Below are 15,731 nucleotides of genomic sequence, written 5' to 3'. Positions count from 1 at the left end.
TCTGTCGTTTGGATCATGCGGACTTCGGGCTACGGGCACCAATGGCTGCCGGCAAGCCCCGCGGCCCAGGCGTGATCCAAACGACAGGCCCTAGGCCGGTCCCGTTCGATCAGGCCGGTCTCGTCGTATGGGCCGGGGTCCCGACACAGGGCCCCGGCCGACGCATGTCGGCGTCCCGCCCCCCGCACGCCACCATTGGGGCGCACCGCTCGGGCCGCCCCGCGTGGCGCCACGCCCGTCGAGCGCGCACCGCCGAGCATGGTCGGATCCAGCCCCCCTTCCCGTACCGAGGCGATGCGATGCCCGACCGCTCCGGCCACAGCCGCACCGAGGAGAGCGCCGCGCCGGGGTGGATCTCACGGCACCGGCCGCCCGAGCAGTCCCTGTTCAACGGCGTCTACGGGCTGGTCCTGGCCAGCGCCCTGGCGGCCGCGCTCGACCCGGCGGGCGAGGAGGCGGACCCGGGCCCGGACGCGCTGTGGGTCGTGCTCACCGCGCTGGCGTCGGCCGCCGCCCATGGGTACGCGCACGTCATCGCGCAGCGCGCGTCCGCCGACGGGGCGGTCACCACGAGCAGACTGCGGCTGGTGCTCCACGAGTGGCCGATGGTGGCCGCCGTCCTGCCCACGGTGGCGCTCCTGCTCGGCGCGGCGGCCGGTTGGTGGGCCGAGTCGGTCGCGGTGGACGTGGCCCTGCTGTTCAACACCGTCGCCCTGTTCGGCTGGGGCGTCGTGGCCGCCCGCGCCGCCGGGTCGCGGTGGCCGCCCGCGTGCCGCGCGGGTGCCATGGACATGCTGATCGGCCTGGCGATCATCCTCGCGAACGCGCTGATCCACTAGCGGCCGCCCACCGGCCGCCCACCGGCCGCCCACCGACCACCCACCGGTCACCCATCGACCGCCCACTTGTCACCCGCGTCGAGAACCGCGCTCGGCGATGACGACTAGCGCGCCGACGCAAGCGCCCGCGCGACCCCCGGCTCCTCCGGACCGAGGAACCGCGGGTCCGGCTCGAACAGCGCGTCGAGGGACGCCTTGCTCGCGGCGAACAGTTCGCGGGTGGCGCCGTAGTACCAGGTCTCGTCGTGCTTGTCCTGCACCCCGACGCCGTACGAGGTGACGCCCGCCTCCTGGCACAGGGCGACCGCCCGGCGGATGTGGAAACCCTGGCTGATGAGCACCGCACGGTCGACGCCGAAGATCTTCTTGGCGCGGACGCAGGAGTCCCAGGTGTCGAACCCGGCGTAGTCGCTGACGATGTGCCGGTCGGGCACCCCGTGGTCGGTGAGGTAGGCCCGCATCGCGTCCGGTTCGTCGTACTCCTCGCGGCTGTTGTCGCCGGTGACGAGCACGACCTCTATACGGCCCGAGCGGTACAGCTCGGCCGCCGCGTCCAGCCGCCGCGCCAGGTACGGCGACGGCTCGCCCTGCCACAGCCCCGCCCCGAAGACCATCGCGACCTGCGTGCGCGGGACGTCGGCCGTGGTCCGCAGGCGGCCGTCGGCGGCGGTGAACATCCAGGTCGAGGGCAGCAGCGCCAGCACGCACAGCCCCATCACCACCTGCACCGCACGCCGCCGCCCCGTACGGGTTCGCGGCAGCCGGAGCAGCCGCCTCACACGTCCCACCGAGAAGCCCCCGTCCGTGGCACGCACGTATGTGTCGTGCTTGTTTCCGACGGACCCGGCCCGGCCCGCCCTTCGACCAACGAAGACGTCATCCCCGGCGATCCGGTTCACCGCGCAGCATGACAAGTTTCACTCGATCGTGTGGAAACCGCAGGTCAAGGAGGTTCACACCCCGGCAGGGCGCGCCGTGAACCGCCGGAAAACACCCGTCACCACGGTGCAACGGGGAGGCAACCTCCTCCCGACACCATCGACACATGACGGCGACGACGAGCAACACGACGAGCCAGTCGAACGCGGACCTCGCCAGTACGGCGCACCTCATGAACCGGATCGGTGACCAGTTGGCCAGTCAGCTCAGCCTCGTCTCCCTCAACGGGACCCGGCGCCCCACCCCGCCCGCCCCCGCTCTCGTCCTGGTGGGGCACGGCAGCCGAGACCCCCGCGCCCTGGCCACCGTGCGGACCCTCATGGACCGTGTGCGCCAGCAGCGCCCCGGCCTGTCGGTGCACCTGGGCCACATCGAGCTGAACGAGCCCCTGCTCCCCGACACCCTCGCCGCCCTCGGCGACCGGGAAGCCGTCCTCGTCCCCCTCCTCCTCAGCCGCGGCTACCACGTCAAGCGGGACATCCCCGAGATGGCCGCCGACAGCGCGGTACGCGCGCGTGTCGCCGCCCCGCTCGGCCCGCACCCGCTCCTCGTGGAGACCCTGCACGCCCGCCTCGTCGAGGCCGGCTGGCGTACCCGTCTGGACGCCGGGACCCGCCGTACCAGCGCTGTCGTCCTCGCCGCGGCCGGCTCCCGCGACCCCGAGTCGAGGGTCGACACCGGCCGCACCGCCCAGCTCCTCGCCGAACGCCTCGGCGTGCCCGTCGTCCCCGCCTACGCCACCACCGCCGCGCCCACGGTCCCCGACGCCGTCGCCGCCCTCGCGGCCCGCGGCCGCACCCGGGTGGCGGTCGCCTCCTGCTTCACGGCCCCCGGCCGGTTCGCCACGGAGTGCGCACAGGCGGCCCCCTGGATCGCCTCGGCCCCCCTGGGCACCCACCCGGCGATGGCGCGCCTGGTCCTCCACCGCTACGACCAGGCCATGGCGACCCCGGCCGCGACGAAGGAACGATCGCTGGCGACGGCGTAGGGCGCCGCACCACGCGAGGGCACGTGCACCACGCGAGGGCACGTGCAGGGGCACGGGGCCCTATCGGATGTACGGCTCCGCCGCGTGGGCGCGACGAAACACGACGCACCCGTACCCGCCCGACGACCCGACCCGGCAGACGAGTGGCACCCATTTGTCACACCCTCCCCGTACTGTCGAACCATGGAAGGCACCGCACCCCCCGACCACGACACCCCCGCGAACCTCGACGCACCGGCCGGCTACGACCCGCCCTCCGCGGAGCGCTACGCCCCGGAACACGACAAACGCCCGGGCCGCACCGCCTTCCAACGCGATCGCGCCCGCGTCCTGCACTCGGCGGCGCTGCGCAGACTCGCCGGCAAGACCCAGGTGGTCACGCCCGGCACCCGCACCCCCGCCTGGGACGCCAGCCCCCGCACCCGCCTCACCCACTCCCTGGAGTGCGCCCAGGTCGGCCGGGAACTGGGCGCGGCCCTCGGCTGCGACCCGGACCTCGTCGAGGCCGCCTGCCTCTCCCACGACCTCGGCCACCCCCCGTTCGGCCACAACGGCGAACAGGCCCTGAACGAATTCGCCGAGGACTGCGGCGGTTTCGAGGGCAACGCGCAGTCCCTGCGCCTCCTGGCCCGGCTCGAACCCAAGCGGTTCGTACGGTCCCCCGAGTCCGGCGACCCCGTCAGCGTCGGCCTCAACCTGACCCGCGCCACCCTGGACGCCGCCACCAAGTACCCCTGGCCCCGGGGCGCCCACCCCACCGACCCGGCGTCCCCCAAGTTCGGTGTCTACGAGGACGACCGCCCCGTCTTCGACTGGGTCAGAAAGGGCGCACCCGACGGCCGTACGACCTTCGAGGCGCAGGTCATGGACTGGTCCGACGACGTGGCGTACTCGGTGCACGACATCGAGGACGGCCTGCACGCCGGGCACATCGACCCGGGCTCCCTGCACGCGGAGCCCGAGCGGCAGGCGGTGTTCGAGGTGGCGCTCGGCCGGTACGTGCCCGCCGACACCGACCCCGCCGAACTGGCCGAGGCCCTCGACCGGCTCCTCGACCAGGAATGGTGGCCCCATGGCTACGACGGCACGGCCGTCGCGCAGGCCCGGCTGAAGGACGCCACCAGCCAGCTCATCGGCCGCTTCTGCCTCGCCGCCGAGGGCGCGACCCGGCGGACGTACGGCGCGGGGCGCCTCACCCGGTACGCCGCCGAACTGGTCGTGCCGCGCGGCGCGCGCCTGGAGTGCGCGGTCCTCAAGGCCGTCGCCGACCGGTACGTGATGCAGCGCGCCGAGCAGGAACGGCTCCGCGCCGACCAGCGCGTCGTCGTCGCGGAGTTGGCCGAGGCCCTCACCGCCCGCGCCCCGGACGGGCTCGACCCGCAGTTCCGCGCGCTGTTCGACACGGCGCCGGACGACCGTGCCCGCAAGCGGGTGATCATCGATCAGATCGCCTCCCTCACCGACGCGTCGGCCCGCTCGCTGCACGCGAGACTGACGCACGCGACCGGCGGAGGGACGAGCGACAGCCCGTGACCGACAGCTCACGACCGGCGGCCCGGGACCGACGGCGTGTGACCCACGGGGCGTACGGGGCGTCCATGTGACCCTCCGTGGCCTGATCGGGTCACTACCTCTTCCCGCATCACGCTGTGTGCGGGACGCTCGCAAGTGGACGCACCCTCAAAAGGAGGCATCAAGTGGTCGACGCGGATCAGACATTCGTCATCGTCGGAGGCGGTCTCGCCGGCGCGAAGGCGGCCGAGACGCTCCGAGCGGAGGGCTTCACCGGCCGCGTGATACTGATCTGCGACGAACGCGACCACCCGTACGAGCGCCCGCCGCTGTCCAAGGGCTATCTGCTGGGCAAGGAGGAACGCGACAGCGTCTTCGTCCACGAGCCGTCCTGGTACGCGCGCAACGACATCGAGCTGCACCTCGGCCAGACCGTCGACACGATCGACCGCGCGGCGAAGACCGTGCACTTCGGGGACGACGGCACCTTCGTCCACTACGACAAGCTGCTGCTGGCGACCGGCGCCGAGCCCCGCCGCCTGGACATCCCGGGCACCGACCTCGCGGGCGTCCACCATCTGCGCCGCCTCGCCCACGCCGAACGCCTCAAGGGCGTCCTCGCCGCCCTCGGCCGGGACAACGGCCACCTGGTCGTCGCGGGCGCCGGCTGGATCGGCCTGGAGGTCGCGGCGGCGGCCCGCGAGTACGGCGCCGAGGTCACCGTCGTCGAGCCGGAGCCCACGCCCCTGCACGGCGTCCTCGGCCCCGAGCTCGGCAACCTCTTCGCCCAGCTGCACCGCGAGCACGGGGTGCGCTTCGTCTTCGGCGCGAAGCTCACCGAGATCGTCGGCCAGGACGGCATGGTCCTGGCCGCCCGCACCGACACCGGCGAGGAGCACCCGGCGCACGACGTCCTCGCCGCGATCGGCGCGGCACCCCGCATCGGCCTGGCCGAGGCCGCCGGACTGGAGATCGCCGACCGCGCGCACGGCGGGGGAGTGGTCGTCGACGAGCGGCTGCGCACCTCCGACCCGTCGATCTACGCGGCCGGTGACGTCGTCTCCTTCCCGCACCCCCTGTTCGACACCCGGCTGCGGGTCGAGCACTGGGCCAACGCGCTGAACGGCGGCCCGGCCGCCGCCCGCTCCATGCTCGGCAAGGACGTCACCTACGACCGGGTGCCCTACTTCTTCTCCGACCAGTACGACCTGGGCATGGAGTACTCGGGATGGGCGCCGCCCGGCTCCTACGACCAGGTGGTGATCCGCGGGGACGCCGGGAAACGCGAGTTCATCGCCTTCTGGATCAAGGAGGGACGGGTCCTCGCCGGGATGAACGTGAATGTGTGGGACGTCACGGAACAGATCCAGAAGCTCATCAGGTCACGGGCCCGGATCGACGTGGACGCCCTCTCCGACCCCCAGGTCCCCCTGGACGCACTGATCGCGGCCCCTTAGCTGTCGGTGCGCCCCCGTAGAATCACCGCGTGGCAGGACGGATCAACGACGAGGACGTGAAGGCGGTACGGGACGCGGTCCCGATCGACGCCGTGGTGTCCGAGTACCTCCAGCTGCGCAACGCCGGCGGGGGGAACCTGAAGGGGCTGTGCCCCTTCCACGACGAGAAGTCGCCGTCCTTCCAGGTCAGCCCGAGCAAGGGACTCTTCCACTGCTTCGGCTGCCAGGAGGGCGGCGACACCATCACGTTCGTGATGAAGGTCGACCACCTCTCCTTCTCGGAGGCCGTCGAGCGGCTCGCCGCCCAGGCGGGCATCACCCTGCGGTACGAGGAGGGCGGGTACAACCCCTCCCACCAGCGCGGGGAGCGCATCCGTCTCGTCGAGGCCCACAAGATCGCCGCCGAGTGGTACGCGGAGCAGCTCGCGACCAGCCCCGAGGCCGACACCGGGCGGATCTTCCTCGCCGAGCGCGGCTTCGACCAGGCCACCGCCGTCCACTTCGGCGTCGGCTACAGCCCCCAGGGCTGGGACCACCTCACCCGCTACCTCCGCGGCAAGGGCTTCACCGACAAGGAGCTGCTCCTGTCCGGGCTCGCCCAGGAGGGCCGCCGGGGCCCCATCGACCGGTTCCGGGGCCGGCTGATGTGGCCGATCCGCGACATCGGCGGCGACGTCGTGGGCTTCGGCGCCCGCAAGCTGTACGAGGCGGACAACGGCCCGAAGTACCTCAACACCCCCGACACCCCGATCTACCGCAAGTCCCAGGTGCTCTACGGCATCGACCTCGCCAAGAAGGACATCGCCAAGGCCAGCCGGGCGGTGGTCGTCGAGGGCTACACCGACGTCATGGCCTGCCACCTCGCCGGCGTCACCACCGCCATCGCCACCTGCGGCACGGCCTTCGGCGGCGAACACATCAAGATCCTCCGCCGGCTGCTCATGGACAACGGCTCGGCCCGGGTGATCTTCACCTTCGACGGCGACGCGGCCGGCCAGAAGGCCGCCCTGCGCGCCTTCGAGGACGACCAGAAGTTCGCCGCCGAGACCTACATCGCCATCGCCCCCGACGGCATGGACCCCTGCGAGCTGCGCCTGGCCAAGGGCGACGACGCGGTGGCCGAGCTGGTCGAACCCCGCACCCCGCTCTTCGAGTTCGCCCTCCGGCACATCGTCGCCCGGTACGACCTGGAGACGGCCGCCGGGCGCGCCTCCGCCCTCGACGAGGCGGCACCCGTCGTGGCCCGCATCAAGAACAGCGGCGCCCAGCACGAGGTCGCCGTGCAGCTCGCCGGCATGCTCGGCATCCTCGACACCCAGTTCGTCGTCAAGCGCGTCGCCCAGCTCGCCCGCTGGGCCCGCGACCGCGGCGGCAAGGGCCCCGCGCCCGCCCCCCAGCAGCCCGCACAGCCGTACGAGACCGCCGCCCGCCGCCCCTCGGGCCCCGCCCTCGTCCTGCGCAACCCCGTCTACGCCACCGAGCGGGAGCTCCTCAAACTCGCCCTCCAGCGACCCGACTTGGTGGCCCCCGCGTTCGACGCGTACGGGATCGACGAGTTCACCGCCGCCCCCTACGCGGCCGTACGCGAGGCGATCATCGAGGCGGGCGGCGTCGAGTTCGGCGTCGAGGACCCGCAGGAGTACCTGGTCCGCGTCCGGGAGGCCGCCCCGGACGACGCCGTGCGCGCCATGGTGACCGAGCTCGCCGTCGAGGCGATCATGCGCAAGACGGTCGACGAGATCTACGCCGGCGCCCAGCTGGTCACCGTCCGCCGCCGCGCCGTCGAGCGCCGCGTACGGGACGTCCAGAGCAGCCTCGCCCGCCTCGGCGCCCACGGCGACCCGGCCCAGCTGGCCGCCGTGCAGAACGAGTTGTGGGTGCTCCAGCAGTACGACCAGGCCCTGCGGGAGAGGGGCGCGGAAGCGCTCTAGAAGAGGGGAACATCCCCGGCGCACTTGCCAATCGGGCGCCGGTCCCCGCAGGTCGCCCCGGTTCCGTACGCCCTTCAAGCTGTTTCACGGCCTGTCAGCGGCCCACTCGTCCGTGAGAGTAACCGTGGGGTCACGGACCGGACGCAAAAAGTCACCGCACGCCCCTCGTGGCGGCTGTGTGTCGTACTCCACACTGGGTTCCGGTGCCTGAGTCCTCGGAGCGCGGCCGACCCGTCCCCCACGGGTCCGAGATCCCCGCGGTTCCGCTCGATGAGTACGGGATGGAGGGCGGACGGGCCGCCCGCGCCATCCCCGACATACCGCTGCCGTACGCGTCAGCAGCGACATCCCTGGAGGTCGCCCCCGTGCAGACCCAGACCCTCATACAGAACGACACCAGTACGGCCCTGAGTACCGACGGCGCGCAGCCGGGCGCCGAGACCGGCGTGATCCACGCGGTCCCGGCCCAGAGCCGCGCCGCGCACCACCCCGAGACGGCGCCGGAGCCCCCGCCGGACGCCGACGAGCCGCCCGCGGCGGCCGTGGAGGCCATCGAGACGGCCGAACCCGAGCCCGTCGAACTGCCGCGCCGCACCGACACCAGCGGCCCCTCCTCCGACCTGTTCCGCCAGTACCTGCGGGAGATCGGCCGCATCCCGCTGCTCACGGCGGCCGAGGAGGTGGAACTGGCCCGCCGGGTGGAGGCCGGTCTGTTCGCCGAGGAGAAGCTCGGCACCACCCCCGACCTCGACAGCCGGCTCGCCCTCGACCTCGACCGGCTGGTCGTCCTGGGCCGCATGGCCAAGCGCCGCCTCATCGAGGCGAACCTGCGGCTCGTCGTGTCCGTGGCCAAGCGGTACGTCGGCCGCGGCCTGACCATGCTGGACCTCGTCCAGGAGGGCAACCTGGGCCTCATCCGGGCCGTCGAGAAGTTCGACTACGCCCGCGGCTACAAGTTCTCCACGTACGCGACCTGGTGGATCCGCCAGGCCATGTCCCGCGCGCTCGCGGACCAGGCCCGCACGATCCGTGTCCCCGTCCACGTCGTGGAACTCATCAACCGGGTCGTCCGCGTCCAGCGCCGCATGCTCCAGGAACGGGGCTACGAGCCGACGCCGGAGGAGGTCGCCGCCCACCTCGACCTGCTGCCCGAGCGGGTCAGCGAGGTGCTCCGCCTCGCCCAGGAGCCGGTGTCCCTGCACGCGCCCGTGGGCGAGGAGGACGACGTGGCGCTCGGCGACCTCATCGAAGACGGCGACGCGGCGAGCCCCGTGGAGTCGGCGGCGTTCCTGCTGCTGCGGGAACACCTGGAGGCGGTGCTGTCCACGCTGGGGGAGCGTGAACGCAAGGTGGTGCAGCTGCGGTACGGGCTCGCGGACGGGCGGCCGCGGACGCTGGAGGAGATCGGCCGGATCTTCGGGGTGACCCGGGAACGGATTCGGCAGATCGAGTCGAAGACGCTGAACAAGCTGAGGGACCACGCGTTCGCGGATCAGCTGAGGGGCTATCTGGACTGAGGGCGCCCAGTAGCTCGGGGGGCGCTGCTTGGTTGTCGGGTGCGGGTGGTGTGTGGTTTCTCGCGCAGTTCCCCGCGCCCCTGAAGGCATGGGCCTGCGGCCCGGCCTTCAGCCCCCACGCACCCGCACCCGACAACGGGCCCCCGGTCCCGCTCGACTCAGTCCACCTCGGCGACCGCCTCCGCGAACTGCGCCCGGTACAGCCGCGCGTACGCCCCGCCCGACGCCAGCAGCTCCTCGTGCGCGCCCTGTTCGACGATCGAGCCGTTCTCCATCACCAGGATCGTGTCGGCGTCCCGGATCGTCGACAGCCGGTGCGCGATGACGAACGACGTCCGCCCGTGCGCCAGCTTGGCCATCGCCTTCTGGATCAGCACCTCGGTCCGGGTGTCCACGGAACTCGTCGCCTCGTCCAGCACCAGGATCACCGGGTCCGACAGGAACGCGCGGGCGATGGTGATGAGCTGCTTCTCACCCGCGCTCACCCCGGTGCCCTCGTCGTCGATCACCGTGTCGTAGCCGTCCGGCAGCGTCCGGATGAACCGGTCCGCGTGCGCGGCGCGGGCCGCCTCCTCGATCTCCCCGCGCGTCACCTCGCGCGCGGTGGACGCCCCGTACGCGATGTTGTCCGCGATGGTCCCGCCGAACAGCCAGGTGTCCTGGAGGACCATCCCTATCCCGTCGCGCAGCTCGTCACGGGACATGGACGCGATGTCCACGCCGTCCAGCGTGATCCGCCCACCGGTGACCTCGTAGAACCGCATCAGCAGGTTCACCAGGGTGGTCTTGCCGGCGCCCGTGGGCCCCACGATCGCCACCGTGTGGCCGGGCTCGACCACCAGCGACAGGTCCTCGATCAGCGGCTTGTCCGGCTCGTAACGGAAGGAGACGTGCTCCAGCGCCACCCGCCCGCGCAGCTCCTCCGGCCGCACCCCGGGCACCGCGTCCGCGGCCTGCTCCTCCGCGTCCAGCAGTTCGAAGATCCGCTCGGCGGAGGCGACGCCCGACTGCACCAGGTTCGCCATGGACGCGACCTGCGTCAGCGGCATCGAGAACTGCCGCGAGTACTGGATGAAGGCCTGCACGTCACCGATGGACAGGGCACCGGTGGCCACCCGCAGTCCACCGACCACGGCGACCAGCACATAGTTGATGTTCGACACGAAGAACATCAGCGGCTGCATGATCCCGCTGTTGAACTGGGCCTTGAACCCGGCTTCGTACAGCCGCTCGTTCTCCTCGGCGAACTGCTTCGCCGACTCGTCCTGCCGGCCGAACACCTTCACGAGGGTGTGCCCGGTGTACATCTCCTCGATGTGCGCGTTGAGCTTCCCGGTGGTCCGCCACTGCGCCACGAAGTGCGGCTGCGACCGCTTGCCGACGCGGGTGGCCACCACGAACGACAGCGGCACGGTCACCAGCGCGACCAGCGCCAGCAGCGGCGACACCCAGAACATCATCACCAGCACACCGACGATCGTCAGCAGCGAGTTGACGAGCTGTCCCATCGACTGCTGCAACGTCTGGCCGATGTTGTCGATGTCGTTGGTGGCCCGGCTGAGCACCTCACCGCGCTGCCGCTTGTCGAAGTACGACAGCGGCAGCCGCGACAGCTTCGCCTGGAGCTCCGCCCGCAGGTGGAACATCGTCCGGTTGATCGCCCGGTTGGAGAGCCGTGTGGCCCCCGCCATCAGCAGACCCGCGACCAGGAAGATGCCGAGGGCAACCAGCAGCACGGCGCCGACGGCCTCGAAGTCGATGCCCTTGCCCGGCGTGAAGTCCGTGCCGGACAGCATGTCGGCGACCCCGCCGTCACCGCGCTCGCGCATCCCTTCGAGCACCTCGGCCTTGGTCCGGCCGGCCGGCATCTCCCGTCCGACCACGCCCGCGAAGACCAGGTCGGTCGCCCGGCCGAGGATCCACGGGCCCAGCACCGACAGACCGACGCTGATCACCGCGCACACGACCATCGCGTACATGGTGAACCGCTCGGGCTTGAACTGCGCGAGCAGTCGTTTCCCGGACCCCTTGAAGTCCATGGACTGCTGATCGGGACCGCCCCCGGCTCCCGCCATGCGCCCCAACGGCCCGGCCATCAGGCTGCCTCCGCTTCCGTCAGCTGGGAGAGCACGATCTCCCGGTAGGTCTCGTTCTCGGCCATCAGCTCGTGGTGCCGTCCCGTCCCGACGACACGGCCCTCGTCCAGGACGACGATCCGGTCGGCGTCCCGGATGGTCGCCACCCGCTGGGCCACGATGACGACGGTCGCCTCGGCGGTCTCCCGCGACAGGGCCGCCCGCAGCGCCGCGTCCGTCGCGTAGTCGAGCGCGGAGAACGAGTCGTCGAACAGATAGATCTCCGGGCGCTGCACCAGCGTCCGCGCGATCGCCAACCGCTGCCGCTGACCGCCCGACACATTGGTGCCGCCCTGCGCGATGGGGGCGTTCAGCCCGCCCTCCAGCCGCTCGACGAACTCCTTGGCCTGCGCCACCTCCAGCGCGTGCCACAGCTCCTCGTCGGTGGCGTCCGGATTGCCGTACCGCAGGTTCGTCGCCACGGTCCCCGAGAACAGGTACGGCTTCTGCGGCACCAGGCTCACGGTCCTGGCCAGCAGCCGCGGATCGAGGGTCCGTACGTCGACGCCGTCCACCAGCACCTCGCCCTCGGTCGCGTCGAACAGCCGGGGGACCAGCCCCAGCAGCGTCGACTTGCCGCTGCCGGTCGACCCGATGACGGCGGTCGTCTCACCAGGCCGCGCCACGACCTCGATGGACCGCAGCACCGGCTCCTCCGCCCCGGGGTAACGGAACCCGGCTCCCCGGATCTCCAGGAACCCGCTCCGCCGCAGCTCCCGCACGGGCGCGAGGGGAGGCACGACACTCGTCTCGGTGTCGAGGACCTCCTGGATGCGCTCGGCGCACACCTCGGCGCGCGGCATCATCATGAACATGAAGGTGGCCATCATCACCGCCATGACGATCTGCATCAGATAGGCGAGGAAGGCGGTGAGCGCACCGATCTCCATCCCGCCGCTGTCGATCCGGTGGGCGCCGAACCACACCACCGCGATCGACGAGAAGTTGATGACCGTCATCACGATCGGGAACATCAGCGCCAGCATCCTGCCGGTTCCCTGGGCCACGTCCGTCAGCTCGGTGTTCGCGGAACGGAATCGATCCTTCTCGTAGTCGTCCCGGACGAAGGCCCGGATGACCCGGTTGCCGGTGATCTGCTCGCGCAGCACCCGGTTCACGATGTCGAGCCGCTCCTGCATGGTGCGGAACAGGGGGCGCAGCCGGCGCACGATGAGGCTGACGGAGATACCGAGCACCGGCACGACGGCCAGCAGCACGCCCGACAGCGGTACGTCCAGACCGAGCGCCAGCACGATGCCGCCGACGCACATGATCGGCGCGGACACCACCAGGGTGAACGTCATCAGCACCAGCATCTGGACCTGCTGGACGTCGTTCGTCGTCCGTGTGATGAGCGACGGCGCCCCGAAGTGACCGACCTCACGCGCCGAGAACGACTGCACCCGGTCGAACACGGCCGCCCGGATGTCCCGGCCGACCGCCGCCGCCGTACGGGCGCCGTAGTACACGGCCCCGATGTTGCAGACGACCTGGACCAGCGAGATCCCGATCATCAGCGCGCCGAAGGCCAGGATGTAACCCGTGTCCCCCTCCACGACACCGTTGTCGATGATGTCCGCGTTCAGTGTGGGCAGGTAGAGCGTGGCGCACGTCTGCACGAACTGCAGCAGCACCAGCAGGGCGATGGGTTTCTTGTACGGACGTAGATGACTTCTGAGCAGTCGTATGAGCACGCGAGATCTCTCGGAGTCGGCGATGGGATGGGATGCACCACCCCCCATCGTCGAACACTCCACCCGCGTTACCTCAACCGAATTAACCCAACGGTGAAGGATCGATGGCGAGTCCGTGAGTCCGTCGCGGCCGAAAAGGGCCCCTCCGCCGGGAGCTCAGCCCCGGAACGCACCCGGGTGCGTCTGTTCGCGGACCGCCACGTACTGCTGGCGCACGGCCTGCCCCACGGCCAGTTCCTCGCCCGGCTCCAGGATCTGCGCGGCCGCCCCGGGCCACATCGGCGGCGTCCGCGGGTCGAGCGTGCCCTGGGACACCCCGAGCGCCCAGGCCGCCTGCCGCGCGGCGCCGACCGCCGCGTAGTCCGCCGGCTGCGGTACGACGACCTGCACCCCGAACAGCGCCGGCGCCGCCGCCTGCACCGCGGGCAGCTCGGCCGCCGCACCCAGCATGAAGATCCGCCGGACGTCGACGCCGCGCCCCCGCAGCACGTCCAGCGCGTCCGCGAGCCCGCACAGCATGCCCTCGAACGCGGCCCGAGCGAAGTGCTCCGGCTTCATCGACTCCCGCCGCAGCCCGGCCAGCGTCCCCGCCGTGTGCGGCAGGTTCGGCGTCCGCTCGCCCTCCAGGTACGGCAGCATCACCAGCCCGTGCGACCCCGGAGTCGACTTCAGCGCCAGATCGGAGAGCCCCTCCAGATCTGGCACGCCGAGCATCTCGGCGGCGCCCCGCAGCGTCCGTACGGCGTTCAGCGTCGTGACGACCGGAAGGTGCATCCCCGTGGCGTCGGCCAGCGAGGTGATCATCCCCGAGGAGTCGACGAGCGCCTCGGTGTGCACGGCCATCACGGACCCGCTGGCGCCCAGCGACACCACCGCGTCACCGAGCCCGATGCCGAGCCCGAACGCGGCGGCCATGGTCTCGCCGGTGCCGGCGGAGATGAGGAGCCCCTCCGGCGTCGTACCGGCGGCGTCCGAGGGGCCCAGCACCTCGGGGAGCATCACCTGGTGGCCGAGCGCCATCTCGACGAGGTCGGTCCGGTACTGGCCGGTCGCCGCGTTCCAGTACCCGGTGCCCGAGGCGCCGCCCCGGTCGGTGGTCCGCCGCACGGGCCGCCCCAGCAGCTGCCAGACCAGCCAGTCGTGCGCCTGGAGCAGCACGGCCGTCCGCATGGCCGCGTCCGGCTCCGTACGGCTCATCCAGCGCAGCTTCGTCACCGGCTGCGCGGCCCCCGGCACGCACCCGACGGCCTCCGCCCACGCGCCGCGCCCCCCGAGCGCGTCGATGAGGTCGGCCGCGGCGACCTGGGCGCGCTTGTCTCCGCCGACCATCGCCGGACGCACGGCGTTGCCCTGTGCGTCCAGCGCGATCAGCCCGTTCTGCTGCGACGACACGCCGATCGCCTGCACGCCCTCCAGCAGCCCGCCGCCGGCCGCCTCCCCCAGGGACAGCAGCCACGCCTGCGGATCGACGTCCGCGGGACGCCCTCCGTTCGGCGCGGGCTCCACCGGGTGTGGGGCATACCCCTGCCTGAGCACGGCCCCTGTGTCCGAGTCACAGACGACAATGCGCGTAAATTCGGGCGAACTATCCAGCCCGGCGACTATCCCCATGGCAGAAATTCTGCCGCACGGGGAGGGGTGTGGCGTGCCGTGGAACGAGGGCCGGGGCCCGCCGGGGGACACGCAGGTCGGCGACCGGCCACGATGGGCCGATCGCCGACGTACGAGTGAGATCCCTCCGGTCCCGTGTCCCGGCGGCCCCCTTGGACGCTAGGTGTTGCTGGTGCCCCAGTCGTCCGGTCCCGCGCCGTTCGCGTTGCGTTCCCGCAGTGAGCGGACCCGGCCGGCGACGGACTCCGGCACGCGGTCGCCGACCTTCTCGCTGACCACGTGGTACGCCTTGCCCGCGAAGACGCGCCCCTGCTGGGCGGCCGACTCCGCGGTGTTGCGCACGGCCGGGTTCTGTGCGACCTGCCGGGCGGATTTCTTCAGCTGTTCGTAACGCTCGCGTCCGGCGCGTGTGCCCAGGACGTACCCCAGGGCCAGTCCGGCAAAGAACGTGAGCCGATAGCGCATGGCGGCCACCCTTCCCTTACGTCTGCGTCGGTCCCTTGCGTTGCCCTGCGCGGGCGGCGGGCGCGGGGGATACCGATTGGCGGAGCACCCCCCAGCTTGCGCTAATGTATGTGTCGCAGCGAGCGCACGCCCCCTGGCGAATACCCAGGTAGGTGCGTTCGATGCAACGAGGCATTCCTCCGTAGCTCAATTGGCAGAGCAGCCGGCTGTTAACCGGCAGGTTACTGGTTCGAGTCCAGTCGGGGGAGCTCGGTCCTCCGTAGCTCAATTGGCAGAGCAGCCGGCTGTTAACCGGCAGGTTACTGGTTCGAGTCCAGTCGGGGGAGCAGCCTGAACGAGGACCCCACGGGGTCCTTTTTCATGTCCGGGGGAACCGCGCGGGCCGCGTCGTGGTCTCCATGGTCAAGAAGCGCACGCGTGAAGCCGACCATCCGAAGCAGGAGATCGTATGAGCGGCTATGCTGCGGCAGACGGCGCGCACAAATGTGCGCGACACGCCGTACGGGGCGGTAGCTCAGCCGGTTAGAGCAGCGGACTCATAATCCGTCGGCCGTGGGTTCGAGTCCCACCCGCCCCACCACTCGCTACGCGAGGAGAAACCTTCTGACCAGGCGTTTTCCCGGTCGGGGTGAGAGTCTCAGGG

The 15,731-nt window shown here is 71.5% G+C and carries 11 protein-coding genes and 3 tRNA genes; 9 read left to right on the top strand and 5 right to left on the bottom strand.

The window, feature by feature from the left end:
• The first annotated feature begins 299 nt into the window (after window positions 1-299).
• The gene (locus SMA5143A_RS35755) at window positions 300-839 is read left to right on the top strand and encodes a hypothetical protein (protein ID WP_107466978.1); all 540 of its coding nucleotides are present in this window, start codon (window positions 300-302) and stop codon (window positions 837-839) included.
• Between the two features lie 104 nt (window positions 840-943).
• Here the strand turns inward: SMA5143A_RS35755 and SMA5143A_RS35750 are convergent, their stop codons facing one another.
• Complete coding sequence (locus tag SMA5143A_RS35750; protein ID WP_107466982.1) at window positions 944-1,609, bottom strand: SanA/YdcF family protein; 666 nt, start codon at window positions 1,607-1,609, stop codon at window positions 944-946.
• 275 nt (window positions 1,610-1,884) lie between these two features.
• Between SMA5143A_RS35750 and SMA5143A_RS35745 the strand changes: the two genes are divergently transcribed.
• The 5 genes from SMA5143A_RS35745 (at window position 1,885) to SMA5143A_RS35725 (ending at window position 9,183) form a co-directional block, all read left to right on the top strand.
• A complete protein-coding gene (locus SMA5143A_RS35745) occupies window positions 1,885-2,766 on the top strand; it encodes a sirohydrochlorin chelatase (RefSeq protein WP_107466977.1) in 882 nt (293 codons plus the stop codon).
• Window positions 2,767-2,949: 183 nt separating this feature from the next.
• The gene (locus SMA5143A_RS35740; protein WP_107466976.1) at window positions 2,950-4,299 is read left to right on the top strand and encodes a deoxyguanosinetriphosphate triphosphohydrolase; all 1,350 of its coding nucleotides are present in this window, start codon (window positions 2,950-2,952) and stop codon (window positions 4,297-4,299) included.
• A 164-nt stretch (window positions 4,300-4,463) separates the two neighbouring features.
• Window positions 4,464-5,735, top strand: a complete 1,272-nt coding sequence (locus tag SMA5143A_RS35735) for an NAD(P)/FAD-dependent oxidoreductase (RefSeq protein WP_107466975.1) — start codon at window positions 4,464-4,466, stop codon at window positions 5,733-5,735.
• Between the two features lie 29 nt (window positions 5,736-5,764).
• Window positions 5,765-7,666, top strand: coding sequence for a DNA primase (gene dnaG / locus SMA5143A_RS35730; protein ID WP_107466974.1), 1,902 nt, complete (start codon window positions 5,765-5,767; stop codon window positions 7,664-7,666).
• Window positions 7,667-7,869: 203 nt separating this feature from the next.
• Window positions 7,870-9,183, top strand: coding sequence for an RNA polymerase sigma factor (locus SMA5143A_RS35725; protein WP_107466973.1), 1,314 nt, complete (start codon window positions 7,870-7,872; stop codon window positions 9,181-9,183).
• Between the two features lie 158 nt (window positions 9,184-9,341).
• Here SMA5143A_RS35725 and SMA5143A_RS35720 read toward each other — a convergent pair whose 3' ends face one another.
• The 4 genes from SMA5143A_RS35720 to SMA5143A_RS35705 all read right to left on the bottom strand — a co-directional run bounded on the left by SMA5143A_RS35720 (window position 9,342) and on the right by SMA5143A_RS35705 (window position 15,088).
• On the bottom strand, window positions 9,342-11,279 hold the full coding sequence (locus tag SMA5143A_RS35720; protein ID WP_107466972.1) for an ABC transporter ATP-binding protein: 1,938 nt from the start codon (window positions 11,277-11,279) through the stop codon (window positions 9,342-9,344).
• Entirely contained in the window at window positions 11,279-13,012 is a 1,734-nt protein-coding gene (locus SMA5143A_RS35715) for an ABC transporter ATP-binding protein (protein ID WP_107466971.1), read from the bottom strand. Before SMA5143A_RS35715 ends, SMA5143A_RS35720 begins: the two co-directional genes overlap by 1 nt.
• Window positions 13,013-13,168: 156 nt before the next feature.
• A complete protein-coding gene (locus tag SMA5143A_RS35710) occupies window positions 13,169-14,623 on the bottom strand; it encodes an FGGY family carbohydrate kinase (RefSeq protein ID WP_107466970.1) in 1,455 nt (484 codons plus the stop codon).
• Window positions 14,624-14,782: 159 nt separating this feature from the next.
• A complete protein-coding gene (locus tag SMA5143A_RS35705) occupies window positions 14,783-15,088 on the bottom strand; it encodes a hypothetical protein (RefSeq protein ID WP_055711515.1) in 306 nt (101 codons plus the stop codon).
• A 175-nt stretch (window positions 15,089-15,263) separates the two neighbouring features.
• Here SMA5143A_RS35705 and SMA5143A_RS35700 point away from each other — a divergent pair.
• From SMA5143A_RS35700 to SMA5143A_RS35690, 3 genes are all read left to right on the top strand, one after another.
• Window positions 15,264-15,336 (top strand) — tRNA-Asn (locus tag SMA5143A_RS35700).
• Between the two features lie 5 nt (window positions 15,337-15,341).
• Window positions 15,342-15,414: transfer RNA gene (locus tag SMA5143A_RS35695), tRNA-Asn, on the top strand.
• 177 nt (window positions 15,415-15,591) lie between these two features.
• Window positions 15,592-15,668: transfer RNA gene (locus tag SMA5143A_RS35690), tRNA-Ile, on the top strand.
• Window positions 15,669-15,731 lie beyond the last annotated feature (63 nt).

It is taken from the genome of Streptomyces sp. MA5143a, from assembly GCF_900290235.1.
GTDB lineage: Bacteria > Actinomycetota > Actinomycetes > Streptomycetales > Streptomycetaceae > Streptomyces.
Note: the sequence above shows the minus strand (reverse complement) of the source record. Positions and strands in the feature narration are given on the sequence as shown.

Excerpts from the sequence above, each read along its gene's own strand:
- SMA5143A_RS35705 (WP_055711515.1), bottom strand. The coding sequence starts at position 15,088 with ATGCGCTATCGGCTCACGTTCTTTGCCGGACTGGCCCTGGGGTACGTC.
- SMA5143A_RS35740 (WP_107466976.1), top strand. The coding sequence starts at position 2,950 with ATGGAAGGCACCGCACCCCCCGACCACGACACCCCCGCGAACCTCGAC.
- SMA5143A_RS35745 (WP_107466977.1), top strand. The coding sequence starts at position 1,885 with ATGACGGCGACGACGAGCAACACGACGAGCCAGTCGAACGCGGACCTC.
- SMA5143A_RS35755 (WP_107466978.1), top strand. The coding sequence starts at position 300 with ATGCCCGACCGCTCCGGCCACAGCCGCACCGAGGAGAGCGCCGCGCCG.
- SMA5143A_RS35710 (WP_107466970.1), bottom strand. The coding sequence starts at position 14,623 with ATGGGGATAGTCGCCGGGCTGGATAGTTCGCCCGAATTTACGCGCATT.
- SMA5143A_RS35720 (WP_107466972.1), bottom strand. The coding sequence starts at position 11,279 with ATGGCCGGGCCGTTGGGGCGCATGGCGGGAGCCGGGGGCGGTCCCGAT.